The organism is Acidobacteriota bacterium (genome assembly GCA_022562055.1).
Taxonomy (GTDB): Bacteria; Actinomycetota; Acidimicrobiia; order Spongiisociales; family UBA5794; genus BMS3BBIN02.
On record JADFQA010000011.1, the window covers coordinates 12,242 to 33,574 of the forward strand.

The window sequence follows — 21,333 nt, forward strand, 5'->3', positions numbered from 1 at the left end:
TCATGCATATTCGGTGCCGCCATCTTGGAGGGCCCACGCTGATTGCCCGATGCTGCAGTAGCTTGCGGCGGTTCGAAACCTTCATATCTCCACGTCAGGGATGTGGTCGAGCCTCAGCGTCTCAGCTTCTGCCGACGTCCCCGCCGGCAAAGAAGTGCTGACTAGATCGGCGAGCAACGACAGCTCGGTGATGACCGCCGCATGAACATCGTCGGTTGTGACGCCCGGTAGAAAATCCTCAAGGGCCCCGGTGGTTTCCGGCTGCCAGTCGAGGCCGAGATGGGCATACACGGGCATCAGTACTTCCTTGACCGATGCGGAGTCGGTGACAACGATCACGCCACCGATGTGAGCAGCGTGTTTGGTGAGCCGTTGGCCAACCCCCATCACCTTGTGAGTCCCGGCAACGTTGATCGAGTGCTCACCTGGGCAGTACTCACCGGTCACCTCGCCGACTCTGACGTCAACGACTCCGAGGTTTCGAAACGCGTTAGCGAGCAGCGCATCGACCATCGCAAAGCGGTCTTTGATGCCGTCTGGCGGGTAATCGCAGGGGATGGTCCATCCAAATGCGAGCGTGCCGGCATGGAACACAGCCGCTCGACCACCGGCGAGACGCTCGATGGAGCCGAATCCCAGTTCGCGTGCGGCGTTGATCGCACGGGCATACCCCGTTTCGAGCCGGTCACGTTTCCCGAAAGCGACGATGCGTTGTGGGACCCGCAACCAAAAAGTCTCACCACTGCGGGCCTGGGACGCCCGTCTGAGTAGCACCCGCCCGACCGCAGCGTCGAGGCCAGGTTCGCGCGACGAGGGGGTCGTAATGAGAGAAATGGTTCGATCCATAGTGCCAGGTTAGGGAACCTTATAAACCGTCAGATTCGTTGTAATGTCAATGCCGCCGTTCTCGCCTTTGGTGTTCGATAGTGCGCGACACCGCACTATTGAACACGAAACGCGGCTCGTGTGAACGGGGTGCATCGTTGTTAGTAAGGAATCAGCTTGAAGCGACTCGTGGTATTGACGGCCTTGTCTGTTTTGTTCGCCGCTTGTGGCGACGCCGGCCTGCTTGATACCGCAGGAGATCGGTCAAAGGACTTCGTTTTTGGAGACTCGTTACCGACCACCAGCACCAACGCGCCGACCGTGATCGTACCGGCGGGAGGCGGGAAGTTGGTATCTACTAGGTCCGTAGCCTGGTTGAACGATACGCTTTCTGATTCGAATACCGGCTCCGCCGACTTTGTGATTGCCAAGGTGTGGCAGCGTCGAACGGATGAGACGAGATTTGTGCAGGCAAGCAGAGCGGAGATCGCGGCTGCCGTGCCGGGCATCTTCTTCCCGACCGCAGTGCCAGAGGATGTGACATGGGTCACCAGTCAACTGGTGTTCGACCTGGCGTCAGCGACGCTCGATGCTGACGTTTCGGCTGCGTTTGGCCTGTGGTCCGTTGACCCATACACGTCCGAAGAGGGGCGGCGCGGGATCTTGCGGGTAGGGTCGAGCGGCGGAACCACGCTGGTCGAGGGGGAGATTCGCCCAGAGCAAACCGATCTCGGGTTCGTGATGACGTGGGTTGTCGGCACGTATCGTTACGAATTGTTTTGCCCGATTCCGATATCCGAAACTGCTTGTCGCGAAACTGCGGAAAGCTCCCGGCCACTCGCCAGCCAGCTCCCGTAACGCAACGTCGGCATTGGAGCACAGTACGATCAAGAGCATGAGCGCCGACACACCGAAGAAGTCTCAGCGGGGGTCTGGCCGCCGTCGATGGGCGCTGCTTCTCGGACTCGCCGTGGTCGCCGCCGCGTGTTCAGGATCAGCACTCACCACGAGTGCGTATTTCGACCGTGTCGGTGAGTCCACTGCAACACTCGACCAGGCCATGGACGACCTCGGCGCGACGTACAAGGCGGATCTCAACACCTCAATTGACACCCTGCGCCTCGAACACGACCTCGAAGATCGCAGCGAGCTAGCGGCATTTGTGAAAGACCTCACAGAGATTGCGATTTCCAAGACCATCGTGTGGCTCGACGCGTCGACGCAGCCGTTGCGTGACTTTCTCGAAGCTCTCCAGACGACCGATCCTCCGCAAGACATGCGCGCCGGGCACGACGCCTTGATCGATGCGACGCAGCGAGCGCTAAGCGCGCTTCCTGACACGATGGAGCAAGTACGTCAGGTTTCGACGATCGACGACCTGGCGGTGGTCGTCGAAAATTCCAGCTTCGCTAAAGCCACCGAGACTCTGCGTGGCGTGTGCTCCGCGCTCCAAACGGTCGCTCAAGACGAGGGCATTGAGCAGACTCTTGAATGCTTCTCGGACGCAGAATGAGGTGGAGACTCGTGGTCGTCGCGTTTGCTGTTGTACTCGCAGCGTGTACGGCCGCGCCATCACCGTCTTCTGAATTTCCGAGTACGACATCGGCCGTCACGTTGCGGACCGAGACGTCGAGTACGACATCGGCCGTTCCGACAACGACCCTGTCGGCAGGTGATCTGTGTGCCTCCGTGATCGATGTCGAAATGAGTCGGCAGGGCGACACGTGGACGTTTGCGTTAACCGTTCTGTCTGACGATGTAGGTGCTACGGAGTACGCAGATCAATGGGAACTCCGTACTTCCGCCGGCGATGTAATCGCGACCCGGGTTCTCGTTCACGCCCATATCAACGAACAACCGTTTACGCGATCGCTCAGCGGGGTGGAAATACCGCCAGGGACGACGACTCTGATCGGCGTGGCCCGCCACGGTGTGGGTGGCTACTGCGGCGACGTGTTCCAGATCGTGTTGCCGTGACAGTCAGCATCACAATCAACGGCCCCGATGGTCCGCTCGATGTAGACGTGCCGTCGGTCGGCGGCGAGCCCGTGGTCATACCGTTGGTCAGTGCTCTGATCGAGCGATCAGACGGAACCATTTTCCTTCAAAAACGCGCCAAACCTGGCGAGAGCGCATTTGGCCGGTGGGAGCTGCCCGGTGGCCGCTGGACGGCGGGGGAGAGCGCCGCGACAGTGGTACGGCGCGAGGTGAACGAGGAGACAGGTATGACCGTGGTGTCGGTGTTCGGGTCTCACGAGATCTCGGGTGATCTCGGCCGATTCGAGTTGCTTGCACCGGATCTCGTTATCACCGGGCATGGTGGCGCATTTCCGCTGCACGTGACCGTCCTCCGCGTAGAGACGCATGGCTCGCCGCGGCCGCTGGAGGGCGAAACGTCGGACCCCACTTGGATGTCACGGCGTGAGGTAGCGGCCCTACTAGCTAGGAACCGCAACGCGTTCGTGCCTATCGTGGCAGTAATCCTCGACGCGGTCTTCGCCGAGGAAGAAAGCTAAATCGACTCCAGGAACTCGGTGATGCCTGCGCTCACCGCATCACTCTGGTCCTCTTGGAGGAAATGTCCGGCGTCTCGGATGAATTGCGGATCCCCAGCGCCGGGGATCAAGGCGGCCATTTGTCGCGCCACGTCTGCGTTGAATATCGGATCTTCGGTGGAAAACATTACGAGGGCGGGATCGTGCCAGCTAGCGAGGGCATCCGCCACAGCGCGCATCGCGGCGGCGCCCGGATCGGTGGGTGTCTGAGCCACGATGAGCGGAAACCGGTGGGCACCGACTTTGTAGGTCGCATCGGGAAACGGGGCTTCGTAGCCAGCAAGGACAGAGTCGTCCCACGCCGCGACCATCGAGCGTTCCATGAGGAACCGGATTGGCAGGTCGGGAGTCCTTGCCACGAAATTCCGCCACGACATGAACGCCTCCGACAGCGGTGCCCCGGTGAATAGACCCGTGTTCATGACAACCAGGCTCGAAAACCAGTCGCGATGTTCCACAGCCAGACGTAGTCCGATCGGCCCGCCCCAGTCCTGTACGACGGCGGTTCCGGCGTGAAGGCCGAGGGGTTGAAGAATCGCCTCGACGTACTCAATGTGACGCTCGTAGGTGTAGAAGTCTGGGTCGGTCGGTTTGTCAGAGCGTCCGAAACCGGGATAGTCGGGGGCCACCACACGGTACCCGGCAGCGACCAGTGTGGGTATCACATTGCGGTATAGGAAGCACCAGGTTGGTTCCCCATGAAAGAGCACGATTGGCGTACCTTCACCCTCGTCGAGGTAGTGAAGACGCATACCTTCGTGTTCGACGTAATGCGGTTCGAAGTCGAAGTCGGGGAGTGATGCAAACGCCGAGTCAGGTGTTCGCAGCGTTTCCCATTCGCGGTGACTCATTCGATTTCCTCTCGATCGTCAGGTTGGTGGTTCTTTGCCTCGGACGGAAGGACCAGTACTGGCTTCCCTGATTCGATCATGATGCGCGCCGACACGCTCTCCCACGCGGTTTGGTCGAAAAGCTGCCGGGTGGCACCCAGCATGACGACGTCCGCCCCGATCCTCGCTGCAAGATCAGAGATTGCAAGGACAGGATCTTCACCCTCGGTGAACTCAGTCTCCGCGTCAAGGCCCGCTGACCGCAAACCCTGCACCACCGGCTCGGTGAGGCGGGTGCCGCGTTCTTCAAGGTAGAGCGCGATGGTTGCCTCGTCCGCAGTGACCAGCGTCCGATCCGAGCTTTCGTCGAGCGGATGCCACGAATCCCCGCGAATCTCGTCCAAGAACGAGCGGGGCACTTCGACGATTGTCGTGACGGTCACACGGCCGTCGTCGCCGACGAGTCTGGCCGCAAACCTCACTGCCAGCTCAGGAGATAGGGCTCCAGTTGTCGCAATTAGCACATGCATAGTGCGATGTTATAGCGCGCCGAACGCCTATGTACGCAAAATCGAACACCTTGGCTTCGTTTGCCCGTGCGGAGTGACTTCTGAACAGTATGTGAACACACTCCGTGTTGGGTACCGGGAAGTCGCCGTCCGTGTTTCCATGACATATGATCCTGACTATGAACCACCGGCAAAAGATCCTTGTGGTCGATGACGAGCCGATGGTTCGCGAGGTAGTTACCGCCTACCTCGAACGGGATGGCTTTGATGTTCACGTCGAGGCTGACGGTGCGAAGGCCCTCGCCTACCTTGCAACGTCATCACCCGACCTTGTCGTTCTTGACGTGATGTTGCCGGCTGTTGACGGCTTGCAGATCCTTGCAAAGCTCAGGGCCGTGTCTGACGTACCGGTGATTTTGCTGACCGCACGAACCGAAGAACCTGACCGCGTTATGGGTCTTGAGTTAGGGGCGGACGATTACGTCACCAAACCGTTCTCGCCACGCGAACTCGCGGCCCGGGTTCGCTCGGTGTTGCGCCGTTCGAGTCCGGTTAGCGAACCGATGCGTCTTGAGTTCGATGGCCTCATAATCGACGAGGAGTCGCGCGAGGTGACCGTTCGCGGCGAACTCGTCGACCTCACACCGAAGGAGTTTGAGCTGCTCGCCCATCTCGCTGCCTCCCCGAAGAAGGTGTTTACCCGCGGCGATCTGCTTGAGGATGTGTGGGCGTCATCACCCGACTACCAGGATCCATCGACCGTGACGGTGCACATTCGGCGCCTCCGACGCAAGATCGAATCCGATCCTGAGGCTCCGCGGTGGCTCACCACGGTATGGGGCGTCGGTTATAGGTTTGAGCCGTGAAACTCGTCGCCGCACTTGTTGCGTCCGTCGCCGGATCGATGTTGGTGTTCGAGTTCACGATGTCGCCCACGGCCGCCGAGCGCGTGCACCTTCTTCAGATGTTCGTCCCATTGGCTATCTTGACGGCCCTGCTGTGTGGCGTAGTTCTGCGATTCTCACGCCGCCTCGGATCGCTGCGGACCGAGATCGTTGTGCTTGCGGTCGCCTCGACCGCCATCGTCGTCGCAGCCGCCGCCGTCACGGCACGGTTGATGTTTATCGAAGTACACGACTTGCAGTTGCTGTTCGTTGTCCTTGCGTTCGGTCTCTCGCTCGGGATCACCCTGGCGGTCACCGTTGCGCGACCGTTGGCTGAAGACTTGCGGCGGATGGAACAAGCCGCCCGCCGTGTCGCGAGTGGTGACCTCAGCACAACGACCGGCGTCGTCCGGCCTGACGAACTTGGTCGGACCGCAGCGGCCTTTGACTCGATGGTTGCCAAACTCGCTGATGTTGACCGCGAGCGTCTCGCGCTAGAAACCGAACGGCGCGAATTCCTCGCCGCCATCGGGCATGACCTGCGAACACCCTTGGCGGCTCTGCAGGCAGCAGTGGAGGCACTTGAAGACGGCGTCGCACGCGATCCTGCCCGCTATTTGCGCTCGATGCGGAGCGATGTCGATGCGTTGCGACACATGGTTGAGGATCTGTTCACGTTGTCAACGATCGAGGCTGGACGGTATGTCATGAAGTTCCATCCCACCGATCTCGGCGAACTCATCGACGAAACGGTCGACGCACTCCACCCAACAGCGGCTTCTTCTGGCGTGACGCTCTCGGTTCCGCACCCTGAGGCACTCCCGATTGCGGCTGATGACGCCGCACTTCGTCGTGTGTTGCGCAACCTCGTCGACAACGCAATTCGATATGCGGGTGATGGTGGGTCGGTGACCCTCTCTGGCGTAAGAGTCGGCGACACAGCGGTGGTATCTGTGCGCGATAGCGGTCCGGGGTTTCCCGCTCTGTTCGTGGAGCAGGCCTTCGATTCGTTCTCAATGGTCGATCCGGCACGGCACCGTGACTCTGGCGGGGCAGGTCTTGGCCTTGCGATTGCCCGCGGTCTCGTCGAAGGGCACGGGGGAATAATCCAGGCATTTCCCGGTCCGGGCGGGCGTGTCGACTTCAGCTTGCCGATCTCGAGCAGCGCGCCAACGGTGTCTTCGTCGTAGGCTGGCGTCTTTCGAGAGAGGGCGTCACACCGTGGAGATCAGACTGGACGACAAGGCAGTACTCGTGACGGGTGCCAGTCGGGGGATCGGAGAGGCCATCGCGGCGGCGTCGCTCGAGGCCGGGGCGAAAGGCGTTCTAATCACGTCACGTAGATCGGCGAATCTCGACGAAGCGAAGGTTCGTCTTGCGGACGACCGAGTGGTCTCTGTCGTAGCGCCGGCAGACGACGTTGACGCGGCAGAGTCGGCCGTGTCTGCATGCATCGAGGCGTTTGGAAGCTGTGACATTCTTGTCAACAACGCCGGTACGAACCCCGCGGCGGGTCCGATGATGACCGTGGATCTCGGCGCGGTCGGTAAGACGTGGTCGGTGAACCAGCTCGGACCGTTGCTATTCGCACGGGCCGCATGGGCCGGTTGGATGAAAGACCACGGCGGTGTCATTCTCAACATTGCTTCTGTCGGGGGGTTGACGGTCGGAGAGATGCTCGGCGCCTATAACGTTTCAAAGGCCGCTGTGATCCACATGACGCGCCAAATGGCGCAAGAGATGGCTCCCAATGTGCGTGTCAATGCCCTCGCACCGTCGGTGGTGCGCACCCGTCTTGCGGCGGCGTTGTGGGATGGGATTGAGGAGCGGACAGCCGCTGCCCATCCGCTCGGTCGCATCGGTGAACCCGAGGATGTCGCCAACGCTGCGCTATTTCTCATGTCAGATGCGGCGTCATGGATAACCGGTGTGACTTTGCCCGTTGACGGTGGTGCAAGCGGTGCGGTCGGGAACCCCGGCCTCGCCCCGTAGGACGCGGTGCTACCACTCATCGGCGACGGTTACGCCCATGAATCCTTTTCTTGTGCGTCAATCATGAACTCAAGGGCTGTCTTGAGCTCTTTCTGTCGTTCGTTGAGCTTCGCAATCGTGTCTGCATTGTTTTCGTCGATCGCCTTGTTTATGGGCAGCGAGTACGCCTCTGGGTCTTGAACACTGAAGGAAGTGGCGGCAAATGGGGCTTTTATTCGTTGGCTATCCAATTCGGATAGGCGTCGGTCGATGTGTTCGAGGTCGATGGTCAGCGCGGCAACGCTACGGCCGCGATCGGCCGCGAGTCGGATCTCTTTCCGGTAGTCGTCGAGCTCGTCCACTAGCGCGGCCCGGTCGGGGTCGTCGTTGGTCATGGTGCGGAGTTTGGAAGTGAGATCGCGAGCGAAGGCAAGAGCTTCGTCGATTGATGTGCTCATGGGTGTCCTCGATCGGGTCGAAGTGTCCACCCACGGTAGCCAGGCGCAAAACCGGCGTCACGTAAGGCGGGGCCGATCGACGATTCGGCTGGTGTGAGTCCGTTGACCTTGCCGACGGCGTGGCTGCGTCCCTGTACCCACTTGACCAATGCTGAAACTACCTGTCGCGGATCAGCGTCCGGTACAACCATCATGTTTTTTACACCCCGGGTCCAATACGCGGCAATTTCACCCTCAATGAGTACGACTGCGTGTCCGTGTCGTCGTTGGGCCTGATGTCGCCGAGGTCGGACCATGGCAGTGTCGAGCCGTATGGTTGCGACGGATCTGTGGCGCCAATCACGAACGGTCCCGCGTCAGCGGCACGACGCAACACGTCCACCGCTGTGGGTCGTGCAAACTGCGCCCCGCCGAGGCCCTCGACGAAGTAGCCGCGGCGTATCAGGCCAGCCGACTCCAGAGCTGCGAGTACCGGGTAGATAGCGGAGAATCCGCCACGAACCCCTTCGGCACGGACGCCATCTCTGGTGACAATTCCATGGCGGTCAAGGAGGGTGTTCACGAGTGCAGTAGCGCGTTGCTCCTGCGTGGGGGGTGTGTCGGGGCGGACGAGTCGTTGGACGAGGGACCAACGTCAGCTTGTCTATCGCTGAAAGAAAAGCGGCCAACGTCTTGCCCGACCCCGTTGGTGCGTGGATCAACGTGTGTTCGCCGCGTTGAATCGCCTCCCAACCTTTGGTTTGTGCGGGAGTCGCGGACGGAAAGCTCTGCTTGAACCAGCCACCGGTCGCTGACGAAAACTGCGTCAAGATGGTCACATTCGTAGGGTACACGTCCGGTGTGACGGATCCTTACTCGCCGTCATAACTACAAAATCGTCTTACGCGCGACATCGCGCGTAAGAAAACCTATCGGTGGCGCGAACTACAAAATCGTCTTACGCGCGTTGGCGGTCTAAGACGACCCTCGGACTCACGTGTACGCGGAATCGAGGACCCGCGGCGTGGGTTCAAGGTAGGGCCGCCATCGTGATCCGGTAGGCTGCCGTCGCGCTCACATCCCCCGCGCGCTCGAAATTGCTGTCAAAACGGTCGGAGGACCATGTGGATATTGCTGTCAACCTTGTCGAAACCTATCTCCGACTCACCGGGTATTTCACGTTGAGCGAGTTCGAGGTACAGCGGCGTGAGGACAACGGAACCTACACCACGATCACGGACATCGACATCATGGCAATCAGGACGCCGGGCACGATTTTTGTAGGCGATCCTCACGGGAACATGCCGAACGCAATTGTGCTGCAAGACCCGGTGCTCGGACTAGAGGATGATGTCGTCGATGTCATCATTGGAGAGGTAAAACAAGGTGAGGCGGTATTGAATCCGGGGATCAAGGACCACGGTGTGCTGCATTCGATGTTGCGAAGAGTCGAATGGTTATATGACACGCCGATTCAGGACGTAGTTCAAGGGCTCCAACGCGACATGACATGTCGGACGCCGGCGCGCGGAGGAGGCGAGATTCGCACCCGTATTGTCGCATTTGGGAGGGCCGACCGATCAACCGAAAACACGATCTCGATAAGCCAAATGATTGATACGATCATCGGGTTCTTTGAAGAGTATGAGGCAGCGTTTCGTCCGCTCCAATTCAAGGATCCGGCACCGGCGTTTCTCAAACTGCTCCACAAGACCGGCTACAGCCTTTCCCGAGAGTCCGAGTCCTAGCGTCCCGCCATGATCTAGTAGGTGCGGATGATGTGGAGGGTCTGCGCGGCCACGTCGTCGCTGGTGCGGAGTTTGCCTTCGCTGGGCTCCATACGGTGCACCGCAATCCGGCAGAAATCCCCGGCGAGCCCCTTGATGACGTGCGGCGAATCCTTGGGTCCGAAGGTCCACAGCGCATACTTGGGTCCCATGATCTCGACGCGTATCCCGGCTTGCGGGAACTCCACTCCGGCTTGTTCGTACGCCCACGGCAACATGCGGTGTGCTAGCCAGGCCACGTGCCGGATGCGTGGAGTGTCGGCCCTCGGGTCTTCCTCGTCCTCTTCGACGAAGATCTTGTCGTCCATCGTGAACTTGATGTCGAGACCATGCGCCCAGGTCTCAGCAAGCCGCAAAGTCGCGAATGTTTTAGCGTTGACCGCTGCCACCAGCCACGGAATGCGGACGCTCGCATCCATGCGCGAAAGCGGTCCGACGACGCCAGCGCGACCGTTTCGCCACCATTCGATGATCTCCTGGTACCGCCGGTTCCTACCTCTTTCGACTCCCTCCTGGGTCCATTCGTCATACGGTACCTGGAGGATTTTGTCGACGACCGCTTTACCGCTTTCGATTACCTGTGCTGCGAACTCCTCGGTGGCAGCCAAGTGGCTGACGGTATCGAGGATCGTCCATCCTTCACAGGGGGTCTGCCGTTTCCAGTCGCGCTCTTTCACGCCCTGGAGAAATTGGTCGAGCGCTTGCTGTTCGGCGACTAGATCTGAAAGTATTTCCCGCATGATTGAGCCAGTCTAGTGGTCCGGTTTGGGACCAGGAGCCTCATCGGGCCCGTAGACCGTCGATCCGCGTGCCTCTCCAGAGATTTGGAGAACATGTCATACCGAATCGTTGAGGAGGTCGATAAGTTGGCGGAGTTTGCCATGGCTGCGCCGGTCGAAATGAAGTCTCAACCGAAACAGGTCGACGTTGTCGTCGTCAGCGAGTTCGTGTTCAGTTGCCTCAATCTGTTCGATCCGGCCGCCGATGAGGATATCCGCAAAGTCGCTGTTTAGGGTCTCGAGGAGTTCGGTGCTCGGCTCGTGTTTGATCCTCAGTACAAGCTTCGCCTTCACATACCGCTGCGAATGGTAGTTCGCGTAGAAGTGCAGGATCTCCTCACAAGCCTCTTCGCAATCGTTCGTGACCTTGAACAAGCTGAAGTCGTCCGGAGAGATCATGCCCTGGTCTCTAAGGTTCTCGACGAGTCTCACCCACGGTCCCCAGTAGTTGGTTCCCTCAGCTTCGATGAGGACGATGGGGTGGAGATCAGACTTGCCGGTCTGGATGAGTGTGAGCAACTCAAACGTTTCATCCTGGGTTCCAAACCCTCCGGGAAATACGACAAACGCGTCCGATTCTTTGACAAACATCAGCTTGCGGGTGAAGAAGTATTTGAAGTTGATGAGACGCGATTCGTGGATGTACTTGTTGGCGTCCGACTCGAATGGCAGTCTGATGTTGACGCCGAAGGTGTACTCGCGGCCAGCGCCCTTGTTGCCGGCCTCCATAATTCCCGGGCCTGCTCCGGTGATGATCATCCAACGATGGTCGTCTGCCATTCGTGACGCAAAGTCTGCAGCGAGTTGGTAGTTTGGAGATCCCGGTGGTGTTCGTGCAGATCCATAGATCGTCACTTTGGGTATGTCGCGGTACTGGGAAAAGATGACGAACGAGTACCGCATTTCTTTGATGGCTGTGTTTACGAGCTTGAGATCGCCTCGGTCGGTGTCGTCACGCAGCAGCTTGAGGCCGCTCACCATCATTTCAGAAATGAGATCTACGTCATGCTCGTGTCCATCGTGGCCATCAAGAGCGGAGTTTATGAGTTCTGCGAGCTGTGCGTTGAGCGCCGGATCGCCTAGTGAGTATCGGCCCATGTGTTCAACCTACAGTACATCGCCTGCGTACCGGACTATTTCGACTCAGACAGTGTCGTGTGTCGACGTCGAGACACCGTGGAGGGCTAGTCCCGAAAGTTCACGTATTGCAGCGGGAGCCGAAAGTTGAGGTCCTTAAGGAGCGCGATGACGTTCTGGAGGTCGTCACGTTTCTTGCCCTGGACGCGAAGCTGATCGCCCTGCACCTGGACCTGCACCTTCAGCTTGGAGTCGCGGATCGCCTTCCCGAGCTCTTTTGCGGCTTCCTGCGGAATGCCGTCATTGAGCGTGAACGCCGTGCGTACACGGCCCCCGGAAGCCGCCTCGACGTTCCCCTGTGTAATAGCTTTGGTCGATATGCCGCGCTTGATGAGGCGCCCCTTCAACACGTCGATCGCGGCTTCCAGGCGCCCATCGGCGCTCGATTCGATCGTGATCGACTCGTCCGTGAGGTCGATGGCAGTGTCGGTGCCCTTGAAGTCGTAGCGATTGGTGATTTCACGCATTGCTTGGTCAACCGCGTTGCGGAGTTCTTGTTTGTCGGTCTTTGAGACCACGTCGAAAGCTGGCATAGGAATCAGCCTATCACCGACATCGCCCGCCATCTCGGACATTCAAGAGAACGCTGGACCTTTGGGCCCGACACGGACGATTGCCGCCCACACGGTGTCGTAGTGATCTCGGTCAAACGGGTCGATGTGGGGAAGAATGAAGTCTTCCCACGCAGCACGCAGAGGGTCAGCCCGATGGTTGTGCATGTGCAGGCCGGCGGGAAAGCGGTCAAGTACGCTGCGCAGCGACATCGGCGTTTCGACGCGGGTACGGGCGTCCGTTGAGGTGAATGATGTGTTTACTTCCACTGCGAGGCGGGCGATCAATGAGATGAACTCGCTGCCGAGGTTTGCGTGGCGTCGCTTCATCATCTTCGTCAACTCATCCTCTTTAGGGAAGTCCTTTTCCCATACGATCCACCGGTCGGCGAACGCCTTGTTTAGTGTCTGAGTGCCCGCGTAGTCGCGCAAATCGGTCGGATTTAGGGTTCCAAACACTCGAACATCGGCGCGTAGCTTCACCATCTCGCCTGTGGGTAGCTCCAGCGCCTGGTGCCGATCCAAAAGACCGTGCAAGGCGAACAGCGTCTCAGCCCCTGCGGCGTTCAGCTCGGACAGGTTGATTAGCGCTGGGCCACGGAGCGCTCGGGTGATGTCTCCATCCTCCCATCGACTTTCGGTGCCACCTTTGCCGTCGCCGTACAGCTTCACGGACCCTATCAACGTAATGTCGCGCACCTCACCGGTGAGCGGAATGCGATAGTGCGGCATCCGAAGAATCGCCGCAAACTGCTCCAAGTCGTGGTCCTTGCCCGTCCCCATGTGGCCTCGTAGGGCAAGGTGGAGGGGTGTGTCCGCAAACGGTCCGCGCCGCACCGCCTCGAGCGCCGCGAGTTTGTACAACATGCCGAGGTCCACATAGAACGGGTCGGGGGTTGGGATGTGCCCCATGCGACGCTCGTAGTCGGGCAACGATGGGTCGACCACCACGGTTTCGAGTTCGATATCGGGCTCAGCGCCGGTCGGGTGTTTAAACGTGACGACGTCCGTCATGCCGTGTTCCTCTTGTTCGAGGCGTAGTTGATTACTGGTGTGATTGACCACTTTCGAGATACCCCGAGGTGGTTCAGTGTTGTGTGAAGGGTGGAGCGGACGCCGTTGATTATTGCGGCAGTGAGCTCAGTCGGTTTTTCTACGACTTCATGACGCCCATAGGCCGCCTCGACGGTGTTGTCGCCGATCCCTATCCCGAGCACCGTCGTTCCGTTGTGCTCCGTCATCGCTACCGTCTCCGCAAGCGCCTGGACCGAGCCGCGAGTCATGCCGTCGGCGAGGACGACCAGAATCCGAGTTGACGTTCGGCGTCCTGCGAGTCGCTGTGCGGCAAACGCCACGTTGAACTCGTCAACGTTTGCTGCTTTGTCGAACATAGAGATCGGAGGTGCTGCTGCTCTGTCGAGGCGCGCCTGCTGCGCAGCTGCCGAGGGGGCAGAAGCCATCCAGAACAATCCCGCAACCGTGTCCTTCGCAGTTCTCCATCGTTGATCGAACGACTTGAGCAGATAGTGGTTCACAGTGCGGGTGAGACGATCGGCGTTGCTGCCGTAACTCCGTTTGAGTCCACCGGTCGCGGCGTGCCGCCGGTCTGAGAATGTCGCTTCAGAGTCATCAGGCATTGCAGCAAACGCTCGGTTGAATATTGCGACCTCGAACTCGATCTGGAGTTCGTCGCAGAGTTCCGCAAGCGACCATGCTCCCAACGTGGCCGCAGCAAGGGCCCACGGTGCTTGTGCCAGCGGCGAGTTTCGACTTGGCTGGAGCATGCTGGCCGAGCCGTCAATGAGCAGGCTGACGGCGTATGAGCGTCTTGTTGGACGGTCTCGTCTCTCGAACATCCGTTGGTACAGCCCCGCACCCAACAACAAAGCCGCGTACGGTGAGAGGTCTCCCGCGTCGTACCCGGAGCGCAGACCACGGCGTTGGTTGGCAAGGAACAGCGGATACAGCTCACCCGACATCCGCCGCTGGGCGACACCCCACTGTTGCGCGGCTTGCGCAAGCTTGATGTGACCTTCGGCTGCAAATGCTGTGAATCGGTGTGGAAACTCCGTCATAACTAGCTTGCCACTTTGGCCGGTTGGGAGATAAACCGACGGGGCCTCGGAGACACGTACGAGCTGGTCGCTTGCCGGGTCGCCGGCCTGATCTGACGCGCCCTTGCGGCCGTCTTTGGCACTCACCGTCTGCGCTTGGCGTGTCTCCTCATACGACTCCATTGAGGCGAGCGGCGGCGTCACGATTCTGACGGCATCTACGGTGTCAGAGATCGCGTTGACGTCGACCTCCTCTTTGAGCTTTCGGGTCGTGATCGAATCGCTGCGGCCATCTTCCTGCACAAGCCGATGGAGTTTCGCGACCTGGAGGATCTGGAGCGCAATCCCACCAACTGCCCATGGGTCCTGTGCGCCACGAACCTCGTCCAGAAAGGGCTGCGCGTCATCGAGAGCTGCCGCGACATGGGGAGCAGCCCGGCGGGCAACCTCGTCCCTGGTTAGGTAACCACCGACTATGAGGAAACATCCGAGGGCGTATTGGCCAAGTGGGCGGGCGTTTGCCAGCGCTTCTGGGGCAGCAGATCGGTAAAGGTCTCGTAACACGGATCGTGCGCCTTCGAAGGCGTCGAAGAATTGGAACTCCTGCCGAGCATCTTCGAGCGAGAGGAACAACGCTTCGCCAACCATGCCGGCCGCCTCATGCAGTGCGTCGACGAGCGAGACCTCCACGACTTTCTGAGTGAGTGACACATCACCTGGTGTGGGCGCGATGTCGGTGTCGAGGACGTCGGCGACTAAAGCGCCGATCTCGACGTCTTCGTCTTCGAAATCGAAAAGCGCAATGTTAAGCTGGAGTTCTTCTTCGTCCTCGTCATAGAGATGTTCGGCCACGGTCGGGCTGTCGGGCGTGATCCACGATTCCGGGATCGGGCGTTTCTCCTCGAAGTTGGTGGCGATCAGATGAACGACTTCATGTAGGGCCGAGGTGAGAGCAACCTCTGTCGGGGTCACCGGCGCGTGGCGGGCGTAGGCGGCTTGGAACACGGCCGGGTCTAGAACGATCTCGTCGGGACCGCCCGAAGATAGGGAGCCGAGGCGAACTTGGAGGTCCGGGTTGCCTGACAACGAGCGCGCAAAACGCGTGACGGCCGGTGCCACACGCTGGTAGCGGGCCACAACAGCTTCGATAGCCCGTTCTTCGATTGGCAGGATTTCGGCAAGTACCGACGTTGTCCGATCGCGCATAAGAATGCATTGTCTCACATGCGTCAAATCTTCCGATTCCGGCGTTGAGGCCTACGATTGGCTCATGGAGCCCTTGGTGATCGATGCCAAACACGAAATCCCGGGCGCTGAGTTGATTGAGAGTTTCTCGACGTCAGGCGGGCCCGGTGGGCAGCACGCAAACCGCTCATCGACACGGGTGACCCTCACATTCGACCTTGGCGAATCGGAAGTGTTTGACGATCTACTAAAGGGACGATTGCGGCGCAACCTTGGTCATCGTCTAACGAAGGGGGTGCTCGTTGTCGCGGTCGACGACAGCAGATCCCAGTGGCGTAACCGACAGCTTGCTCGAAGCCGGATGCGAGTTCTCTTGGTTGCTGCACTGCGCACGCAGAAGGTTCGGCGACCCACGCGCCCCACCCGAGCCGCACAACGCCAACGCGTCGACGAAAAAAAGGCGCGTGGTGAGACGAAACGTCTGCGGTCCAGGCCTCGGCACGACGACCCGCAGTAGAGGTTTTTCAGACTCCGGGCGCTCCTATCATGGCCGGATGCACTACTCGTTGACCACCCTTGACAACGGTCTGCGCGTCATCACCCAGGCAATGGCGTCGGCCCGGTCCACATCGATTGGCGTCTGGGTTGACGCCGGGAGTCGAGACGAGGTAGGTGCCGAGCATGGTGCGAGCCATTTCCTTGAGCATCTGCTCTTCAAGGGGTCTGAGCGCATGTCGGCTCGCCACATCAGCGAAGCGCTCGATGCGGTCGGTGCCCAGCACAACGCTTTCACATCCAAGGAATACACTTGTTACTGGACCCGTGTCCGGTCGGCCGACACGCCGCTTGCTGTTGACATCTTGTCGGAAATGATCCAGTTCCCTGCGTTCCGTCCATCCGAAATCGACTCAGAACGTCATGTTGTGCTCGAAGAAATCAACATGAACGATGACGATCCGAGTGACGTTGCGCACGAGCAGTTTGTCAACGCAATGTGGGTCGACCACCCAATCAAACCCCCAATCCTCGGTACCCGCAAGTCCATAACGGCAATGACTCGCGACACCATTCACGATTATTGGGCGCATCGTTACACACCTCACTCGGTGGTGGTATCGGCGGCCGGACGGCTGGACCACGACGACTTTGTGGCGCTCATCGAGAAGCACTTCGGAAAGTGGCAGGGTGATGCGCCATCACGCGAGTTGCGGACCCTTAAGTATCGGTCAGGAGTTGAGGTGGTCCGCCGCGACACCGAGCAGGCACACCTCGTCCTTGGTATGCCGGGGTACGTTCGTGATGACGAGCGCCGGTACCCACATCTTGTTGTCGACCATGTGCTCGGTGGCGGCATGTCGTCTCGTCTGTTCGAGGAGATCCGCGAGCAACGTGGCCTGGCGTACTCGGTCCACAGCTTTCGTATGCCGTTTGTGGATACAGGTGCCTCGGCTATCTACGTCGGGACCACACCGTCGCAGGCGCCCGATGTCCTCAAGCTGATTCGCGCCGAACTCGCAAAGATCGTCGAGAGCGGCATCACCACCGCTGAGATGGAGCGTGCCAAGGGCAATGTGAAGGGGAGTCTTGCGCTCTCAATGGAGGACGTAACTTCGACCATGACCCGAATAGGCAGGTCAGAACTCATCGGAATTGAACATTCGAGCATCGACGAGGTCGTTGCTCGCGTCGAGGCAGTCACCCCAGCCGAGATCGCCGAAGTGGCTTCCGATGTCTACGCCGGGCCGTTTGTCCTCGGCGCGGTTGGTCCGTTTGACGCATCTGATCTCGAAGAATTCGTGTCGTGAAGGTCGGCGTTTCTGGTGCCGGGGGAAAGATGGGCCGCACGGTTGCGTACGCCGTGGCTGGGGCGTCCGACCTTGACTTGTCTGGCCTCTACGATCCGCACGCTGTCGATCAAACGTTATGCGAGATCCGTATCGGTAACGAACGTTCCACGTTGTCTGGGTGTGACGTGGTCGTCGAGTTCACGCGTCCCGACGTGGTGTTGCACAACGCCGCTGCGTGGGGCCAAGCGGGTATGCACGCCGTCATAGGCACCTCAGGTTTTGACGATGATCGCATTGCGGAGCTCGAAGGTGTGTGGCCGAAAGACGGACCGAGATGTCTCGTCGTTCCGAACTTCTCTATCGGGGCCGTTGTCATGCAGCGGCTTGCCGAGATTGCGGCACCGCATTTCGCAGCCTCGGAGATCATCGAGTTTCATCATGATCGCAAGGTTGACGCCCCGTCGGGAACCGCGCTGGCCACCGCAAAAAGAATGGCCGCAGTATCCGAGCAGCAACGCTCGGTCGAGTCAGAGAATCTCGTTGTTGGCGCGACTGGAGCTCGTGTCCACGGTATCCCCGTCCACTCGGTTCGTCTCCCTGGCCTCGTCGCACATCAAGAGATCCTGTTCGGGGCGGTGGGGGAGACGTTACGAATCCGACACGACACAATCGATCGCAGCGCTTTCATGCCTGGGGTGCTCGCTGCTTTGCGGGGCATTGCCGACCTGGCCGACCCGGTCACGGTAGGACTCGACGGAATTCTCGGAATCTGAGTCGCTGGTTGGCACTGCCAGCTCCTTGTCGAGAGAACGGATAGTCACGGAGTGCCGAGTGCGTGACGACAGGTTGAACGTGCCGGTCGCATGAAACCGCTGAGACGAATCGAGATCCAGCGGGAATAGAGCCACACAGCTCGTCGAGATGTCGGCATTTGGCGACCTGAACGTTGCCCGGTCTGTGCCCGAGGCACTCGACCGCAGGCATCTTGCGGTCATCGGCCGCTACGCCTGGCGGAACTCACAAGTCGGGATTCTCATCTGTTTTCGCCGCGTCGCGCATGTTGCACGTAGTCGCGAGACAACTCATGGACTGAGGTGCACCCAATCAGGGCGAGGGTTCGTTGAAGCTCGTCTCTGAGAAGGCTAAGGGCGTGGTCGACTCCCCGTTCTCCTGCCGCACCTAGCCCGTACAGGTATGCGCGGCCAGCCATGGATGCTCGCGCTCCAAGGGCCACTGCTTTGACGATGTCGCTGCCGCGGCGCAGCCCGCCATCGCACAGCACCTCCAGTCGATCACCGACAGCATCTGTGACCGGGGCGACAAGTTCAATGGGAGGGGGAGCGCCGTCGAGTTGCCGACCTCCGTGGTTGGAAAGCGCTATCGCATCGACACCGTGGTCAGCGGCGATGACGGCGTCTTCAGTTGTTTGGACGCCCTTGAGAACAATCTTCCCTTTCCAACGATCTTTGAACCACTTGATATCGTTCCAGTTCAGCGATGGATCGAACTGACTAGCGATGAATTCTGAGAGCGAAACAGGGTCGGACCCGTCCGTTACCGATGTTCCGACAACGTTGGCAAATCGGATCGGTTCATGCCGGATAAAGTCCCACGTCCAGCCTGGATGGACAAGCCCGTCAATGATTGTGTCGAGTCCTATCTTGGGTGGAAGGTTGAATCCACGACGCACATCCCTTTCGCGACGACCAAGCACCGCAGTGTCGACGGTTATGACGATCGTCGAGTAGCTGGCGGCCGCGGCACGCTCCAGCATTTCAGCAAGGAGACCCTTGTCAACCCAGACATACACTTGGAACCAGAGGTCCCCGCTTGATACTGCCCTGACGTCTTCGATCGATCGGGTCGCGAGGCTGGAGAGCGTGTAGGGAATCCCGGCTCGTTCTGCGGCGCGGGCGACCGCCAGTTCCCCAGGCGAACACGCGATTCGACTGAATCCGGTCGGAGCGAGCACGAGGGGGAAAGCGAGCCTTCTGCCAAGCACTTCGGTTGAAGTGTCGACGACTGAGACATCGTTGAGAATCCTTGGCCGGAATTCCAGATCACGAAATGCTTGCGTGTTGCGTGCAAGGGTGGTTTCGTCCTCAGCCCCGCCATCGATGTAGTCGAACACACCACGCGGTAGCCTCCGCTTGGCTATGAGACGAAGATCTTCGACACTCGCTGCGCGGTTCAGGCGGCGCGTCACGCTGTTCGTTTCGAAGCCCCGGAAACGAACTACCGAGCGCAGCGTCTTGATCATGCCCATTCTTTGCTCCGTTCGACCTGCGCATCGGCCAATGTGAAATCGGTTGACCCGACCAATAGCGGGTGTCATCCGCGCAAGCGGTTTGCATTGATCTGAAGATAGCGTGCAAAATGCTTTCGCGAAAGATCAGCCGCATTTGAGGATCAACCGCGAGCGGAGGGAGCTCGGACTTCTCGGTCGATGGCAGGCGCTTCTTCAGGAATTTGGTTTGCTGCAACGAGGAGGCTCATCGCCGATGGCGGTGTGGTCTGCGGCGTTTCGCGCTACCCAGAAGGACTGTGGGCGACCGTGAGCCTTGGGGCATTTCTCACCTGTATGACGTCGCCCCGGCGTCGGGGCATGCGTGGCTGCTCAAGCGTCCGGTCGGTGTGCGTCGATTCTTGGCGCGGTCGGTGAGACTTGGTTGAGACACTTCGACGACATGACGGGCAGCGACCCTCCAACGTAGATCGCCATCAACTTGGGCGCGTCGCTGTTGCTCACTAGGCGGTGCCCGTGTGACGCCCTCGTCTCGAATCAATGTCCTTGTCTCGTCGGGCGACGGCAAGCTCGGTTTTGAGTTCGCGGATACGCCTTCTTCAAGCCGCCGGCCTGGCTGGTGACGGACCTTCGCCTTGACTGGTGTCGATCGTTTTGCGCCTTCACCAGTTGTAGATCATCTGCTCGCTGCTCCGGAGGGGTGTCTCAAATACGTGTCGTCTGTGAACAGGTTCGTGCGGTGATCAGCCGATGAGGCGTTGACCGGCCTCTCCGGCACCAACTAGCGGCGCAACGCCGCAGCGTTTCACAACTCACGATTCGGATTATTCGTACCTTGCACACAGCGCGGTCTCACACATCGCGAACGCAAACGTCAATCCCAAGAATCGATCGACGTTGTTCTAGGTGTCTAGAACAAGGCGCTTGCGAGTTGGCGCCGATACGAGATTGTCAGTGGATGCTCGTTGCCAAGCATCCCGAAGACGTCGAGCATTGCGCGTCGGGCGTCGTCGGTGTCTTCGCCCTTGTTCCGCACGATGAGCAGCATGTGATCGAGCGCCGGTTCGTGCTCTCCGCGCGCTGCCAGGGCCTGGGCGAGAGCAAGGCGGACTTCGTCGTCGTCATGGTCGAGATCGAGGGCTGCGGTGAGGGCGTTGATATCGTTGCCGGCAGCGTCGCTGAGACGTGCAGCCGCTTGCAGGCGATCGACTTCGTCACCTGGGGGAAGTTTTCCAAGAACGATGAGGGCGTCCGCAGTTTCTCCTCTGGCGATAAGCATGCTGGCGACGCTCGTGGCGGCGTCGTGGTGATCCGGTACCTCTGCCAGAACACCTCGAAAGAGCATCTCGGCGCGCTCGTTGTCGCCTGCCAGTGCAGCGCCTCGTGCTTCATCTACCGTGCGGTCCAGTTCGGAAGGCAGCATCGACGCGATCCAGTCGCGGACTGCAGACTCAGGAAGCGCGCCCGAGAACTGCCCGACAGGCGAACCGTTGACGAAAGCGACGATTGTGGGGATCGACTGCACTTTGAACTGCGTTGCAAGTTCTTGGTTCTCGTCGATATCCACCTTGGCGAGTATGAACTCGCCGTTCGCAGCTTCGGTGACTCGCTCAAGGATTGGGCTGAGTGTCTTGCAGGGCCCGCACCATGTCGCCCAGAAGTCCACAATCACCGGAATCTCTCGGCTACGAAGCACCACCTCCTCGTTGAAGGTGTCTGTCGTCACATCGACGATATTTGCGCGTTGCTGTTCCATGGACGAGAAGGTTAGTCGACGTCGGTCTGCTAGGTTTCACG

Annotated in this window: 25 protein-coding genes; 11 read left to right on the forward strand and 14 right to left on the reverse strand. The window is 59.7% G+C overall.

Translation table 11 applies throughout. The annotated features are described in order from the left end of the window. Nucleotides 1-81: 81 nt before the first annotated feature. Nucleotides 82-846, reverse strand: coding sequence for a lipoate--protein ligase family protein (locus IIC71_05180; protein MCH7668584.1), 765 nt, complete (start codon nt 844-846; stop codon nt 82-84). 156 nt (nt 847-1,002) lie between these two features. Between IIC71_05180 and IIC71_05185 the strand changes: the two genes are divergently transcribed. Genes IIC71_05185 through IIC71_05200 form a run of 4 tightly spaced genes read left to right on the forward strand, consistent with a single transcriptional unit; the run spans nt 1,003 to nt 3,341 of the window. Then, complete coding sequence (locus IIC71_05185) at nt 1,003-1,683, forward strand: hypothetical protein (GenBank protein ID MCH7668585.1); 681 nt, start codon at nt 1,003-1,005, stop codon at nt 1,681-1,683. A gap of 37 nt (nt 1,684-1,720) precedes the next feature. After that, nucleotides 1,721-2,338, forward strand: coding sequence for a hypothetical protein (locus tag IIC71_05190; GenBank protein ID MCH7668586.1), 618 nt, complete (start codon nt 1,721-1,723; stop codon nt 2,336-2,338). Next, nucleotides 2,335-2,802 (forward strand): hypothetical protein, encoded by a 468-nt coding sequence (locus IIC71_05195; GenBank protein ID MCH7668587.1) that lies wholly within the window; start codon nt 2,335-2,337, stop codon nt 2,800-2,802. Before IIC71_05190 ends, IIC71_05195 begins: the two co-directional genes overlap by 4 nt. Then, entirely contained in the window at nt 2,799-3,341 is a 543-nt protein-coding gene (locus tag IIC71_05200) for an NUDIX hydrolase (GenBank protein MCH7668588.1), read from the forward strand. The genes IIC71_05195 and IIC71_05200 overlap by 4 nt, the downstream gene beginning before the upstream one ends. Here the strand turns inward: IIC71_05200 and IIC71_05205 are convergent. Together IIC71_05205 and IIC71_05210 are read right to left on the reverse strand one after the other, a co-directional pair. After that, nucleotides 3,338-4,231, reverse strand: a complete 894-nt coding sequence (locus IIC71_05205; GenBank protein MCH7668589.1) for an alpha/beta fold hydrolase — start codon at nt 4,229-4,231, stop codon at nt 3,338-3,340. The genes IIC71_05200 and IIC71_05205 overlap by 4 nt on opposite strands. Continuing rightward, nucleotides 4,228-4,740, reverse strand: coding sequence for a universal stress protein (locus IIC71_05210; protein ID MCH7668590.1), 513 nt, complete (start codon nt 4,738-4,740; stop codon nt 4,228-4,230). Before IIC71_05210 ends, IIC71_05205 begins: the two co-directional genes overlap by 4 nt. Nucleotides 4,741-4,889: 149 nt before the next feature. Here IIC71_05210 and IIC71_05215 point away from each other — a divergent pair, with 149 nt between their 5' ends. The 3 genes from IIC71_05215 to IIC71_05225 are packed head-to-tail and all read left to right on the forward strand — an operon-like array spanning nt 4,890 to nt 7,595. Then, nucleotides 4,890-5,585: a response regulator transcription factor gene (locus tag IIC71_05215; GenBank protein ID MCH7668591.1), complete on the forward strand. Its 696-nt coding sequence runs from the start codon at nt 4,890-4,892 to the stop codon at nt 5,583-5,585. Continuing rightward, nucleotides 5,582-6,793 (forward strand): HAMP domain-containing histidine kinase, encoded by a 1,212-nt coding sequence (locus IIC71_05220; protein MCH7668592.1) that lies wholly within the window; start codon nt 5,582-5,584, stop codon nt 6,791-6,793. The genes IIC71_05215 and IIC71_05220 overlap by 4 nt, the downstream gene beginning before the upstream one ends. Nucleotides 6,794-6,824: 31 nt before the next feature. Continuing rightward, nucleotides 6,825-7,595 (forward strand): SDR family oxidoreductase, encoded by a 771-nt coding sequence (locus tag IIC71_05225; GenBank protein ID MCH7668593.1) that lies wholly within the window; start codon nt 6,825-6,827, stop codon nt 7,593-7,595. Between the two features lie 29 nt (nt 7,596-7,624). Here IIC71_05225 and IIC71_05230 read toward each other — a convergent pair whose 3' ends face one another. Genes IIC71_05230 through IIC71_05245 form a run of 4 tightly spaced genes read right to left on the reverse strand, consistent with a single transcriptional unit; the run spans nt 7,625 to nt 8,850 of the window. Then, nucleotides 7,625-8,032: a hypothetical protein gene (locus IIC71_05230; protein MCH7668594.1), complete on the reverse strand. Its 408-nt coding sequence runs from the start codon at nt 8,030-8,032 to the stop codon at nt 7,625-7,627. Then, nucleotides 8,029-8,226 (reverse strand): hypothetical protein, encoded by a 198-nt coding sequence (locus tag IIC71_05235; GenBank protein MCH7668595.1) that lies wholly within the window; start codon nt 8,224-8,226, stop codon nt 8,029-8,031. The genes IIC71_05230 and IIC71_05235 overlap by 4 nt, the downstream gene beginning before the upstream one ends. A gap of 5 nt (nt 8,227-8,231) precedes the next feature. Then, the gene (locus IIC71_05240) at nt 8,232-8,594 is read right to left on the reverse strand and encodes a hypothetical protein (protein MCH7668596.1); all 363 of its coding nucleotides are present in this window, start codon (nt 8,592-8,594) and stop codon (nt 8,232-8,234) included. Continuing rightward, entirely contained in the window at nt 8,578-8,850 is a 273-nt protein-coding gene (locus IIC71_05245) for a DEAD/DEAH box helicase (GenBank protein MCH7668597.1), read from the reverse strand. Before IIC71_05245 ends, IIC71_05240 begins: the two co-directional genes overlap by 17 nt. A 285-nt stretch (nt 8,851-9,135) precedes the next feature. On the opposite strand from IIC71_05245, the gene IIC71_05250 reads away from it, so the two are divergent. Further along, nucleotides 9,136-9,759 carry a hypothetical protein gene (locus tag IIC71_05250; protein ID MCH7668598.1) on the forward strand — a complete coding sequence of 208 codons (624 nt, stop codon included), beginning with the start codon at nt 9,136-9,138 and terminating at the stop codon, nt 9,757-9,759. 14 nt (nt 9,760-9,773) lie between these two features. Here IIC71_05250 and IIC71_05255 read toward each other — a convergent pair whose 3' ends face one another. The 5 genes from IIC71_05255 to IIC71_05275 all read right to left on the reverse strand — a co-directional run bounded on the left by IIC71_05255 (nt 9,774) and on the right by IIC71_05275 (nt 15,525). Then, the gene (locus IIC71_05255) at nt 9,774-10,538 is read right to left on the reverse strand and encodes a maleylpyruvate isomerase family mycothiol-dependent enzyme (GenBank protein MCH7668599.1); all 765 of its coding nucleotides are present in this window, start codon (nt 10,536-10,538) and stop codon (nt 9,774-9,776) included. A gap of 96 nt (nt 10,539-10,634) precedes the next feature. Beyond that, the gene (locus IIC71_05260; protein MCH7668600.1) at nt 10,635-11,675 is read right to left on the reverse strand and encodes a TIGR00730 family Rossman fold protein; all 1,041 of its coding nucleotides are present in this window, start codon (nt 11,673-11,675) and stop codon (nt 10,635-10,637) included. An 86-nt stretch (nt 11,676-11,761) separates the two neighbouring features. Next, nucleotides 11,762-12,247 carry a YajQ family cyclic di-GMP-binding protein gene (locus IIC71_05265; GenBank protein MCH7668601.1) on the reverse strand — a complete coding sequence of 162 codons (486 nt, stop codon included), beginning with the start codon at nt 12,245-12,247 and terminating at the stop codon, nt 11,762-11,764. Nucleotides 12,248-12,289: 42 nt separating this feature from the next. Next, a complete protein-coding gene (locus IIC71_05270) occupies nt 12,290-13,279 on the reverse strand; it encodes an AAA family ATPase (protein ID MCH7668602.1) in 990 nt (329 codons plus the stop codon). Further along, on the reverse strand, nt 13,276-15,525 hold the full coding sequence (locus IIC71_05275) for a hypothetical protein (protein ID MCH7668603.1): 2,250 nt from the start codon (nt 15,523-15,525) through the stop codon (nt 13,276-13,278). The genes IIC71_05270 and IIC71_05275 overlap by 4 nt, the downstream gene beginning before the upstream one ends. A 64-nt stretch (nt 15,526-15,589) precedes the next feature. On the opposite strand from IIC71_05275, the gene arfB reads away from it, so the two are divergent. From arfB to IIC71_05290, 3 genes are read left to right on the forward strand one after another with little or no spacing between them, the layout of a single operon-like run. Next, a complete protein-coding gene (gene arfB, locus IIC71_05280) occupies nt 15,590-16,021 on the forward strand; it encodes an aminoacyl-tRNA hydrolase (protein MCH7668604.1) in 432 nt (143 codons plus the stop codon). Between the two features lie 37 nt (nt 16,022-16,058). Next, nucleotides 16,059-17,309 carry an insulinase family protein gene (locus IIC71_05285; protein MCH7668605.1) on the forward strand — a complete coding sequence of 417 codons (1,251 nt, stop codon included), beginning with the start codon at nt 16,059-16,061 and terminating at the stop codon, nt 17,307-17,309. After that, nucleotides 17,306-18,064, forward strand: a complete 759-nt coding sequence (locus IIC71_05290; GenBank protein ID MCH7668606.1) for a 4-hydroxy-tetrahydrodipicolinate reductase — start codon at nt 17,306-17,308, stop codon at nt 18,062-18,064. The genes IIC71_05285 and IIC71_05290 overlap by 4 nt, the downstream gene beginning before the upstream one ends. A 260-nt stretch (nt 18,065-18,324) precedes the next feature. On the opposite strand, the gene IIC71_05295 is transcribed toward IIC71_05290, so the two are convergent. Both IIC71_05295 and trxA read right to left on the reverse strand, forming a co-directional pair. Beyond that, entirely contained in the window at nt 18,325-19,557 is a 1,233-nt protein-coding gene (locus IIC71_05295) for an alpha-hydroxy-acid oxidizing protein (protein ID MCH7668607.1), read from the reverse strand. 889 nt (nt 19,558-20,446) lie between these two features. Beyond that, nucleotides 20,447-21,292 carry a thioredoxin gene (gene trxA, locus IIC71_05300; protein MCH7668608.1) on the reverse strand — a complete coding sequence of 282 codons (846 nt, stop codon included), beginning with the start codon at nt 21,290-21,292 and terminating at the stop codon, nt 20,447-20,449. Between the last annotated feature and the right edge of the window lie 41 nt (nt 21,293-21,333).

What these genes read in the sequence shown, in the direction of transcription:
- IIC71_05265 (MCH7668601.1), bottom strand. Translation starts at nt 12,247, where the DNA reads ATGCCAGCTTTCGACGTGGTCTCAAAGACCGACAAACAAGAACTCCGC.
- IIC71_05190 (MCH7668586.1), top strand. Translation starts at nt 1,721, where the DNA reads ATGAGCGCCGACACACCGAAGAAGTCTCAGCGGGGGTCTGGCCGCCGT.
- IIC71_05255 (MCH7668599.1), bottom strand. Translation starts at nt 10,538, where the DNA reads ATGCGGGAAATACTTTCAGATCTAGTCGCCGAACAGCAAGCGCTCGAC.
- IIC71_05180 (MCH7668584.1), bottom strand. Translation starts at nt 846, where the DNA reads ATGGATCGAACCATTTCTCTCATTACGACCCCCTCGTCGCGCGAACCT.
- IIC71_05230 (MCH7668594.1), bottom strand. Translation starts at nt 8,032, where the DNA reads ATGAGCACATCAATCGACGAAGCTCTTGCCTTCGCTCGCGATCTCACT.
- arfB (MCH7668604.1), top strand. Translation starts at nt 15,590, where the DNA reads ATGGAGCCCTTGGTGATCGATGCCAAACACGAAATCCCGGGCGCTGAG.
- IIC71_05260 (MCH7668600.1), bottom strand. Translation starts at nt 11,675, where the DNA reads ATGGGCCGATACTCACTAGGCGATCCGGCGCTCAACGCACAGCTCGCA.
- IIC71_05195 (MCH7668587.1), top strand. Translation starts at nt 2,335, where the DNA reads ATGAGGTGGAGACTCGTGGTCGTCGCGTTTGCTGTTGTACTCGCAGCG.
- trxA (MCH7668608.1), bottom strand. Translation starts at nt 21,292, where the DNA reads ATGGAACAGCAACGCGCAAATATCGTCGATGTGACGACAGACACCTTC.
- IIC71_05295 (MCH7668607.1), bottom strand. Translation starts at nt 19,557, where the DNA reads ATGGGCATGATCAAGACGCTGCGCTCGGTAGTTCGTTTCCGGGGCTTC.
- IIC71_05275 (MCH7668603.1), bottom strand. Translation starts at nt 15,525, where the DNA reads ATGCGCGATCGGACAACGTCGGTACTTGCCGAAATCCTGCCAATCGAA.
- IIC71_05205 (MCH7668589.1), bottom strand. Translation starts at nt 4,231, where the DNA reads ATGAGTCACCGCGAATGGGAAACGCTGCGAACACCTGACTCGGCGTTT.
- IIC71_05210 (MCH7668590.1), bottom strand. Translation starts at nt 4,740, where the DNA reads ATGCATGTGCTAATTGCGACAACTGGAGCCCTATCTCCTGAGCTGGCA.
- IIC71_05285 (MCH7668605.1), top strand. Translation starts at nt 16,059, where the DNA reads ATGCACTACTCGTTGACCACCCTTGACAACGGTCTGCGCGTCATCACC.
- IIC71_05235 (MCH7668595.1), bottom strand. Translation starts at nt 8,226, where the DNA reads ATGATGGTTGTACCGGACGCTGATCCGCGACAGGTAGTTTCAGCATTG.
- IIC71_05270 (MCH7668602.1), bottom strand. Translation starts at nt 13,279, where the DNA reads ATGACGGACGTCGTCACGTTTAAACACCCGACCGGCGCTGAGCCCGAT.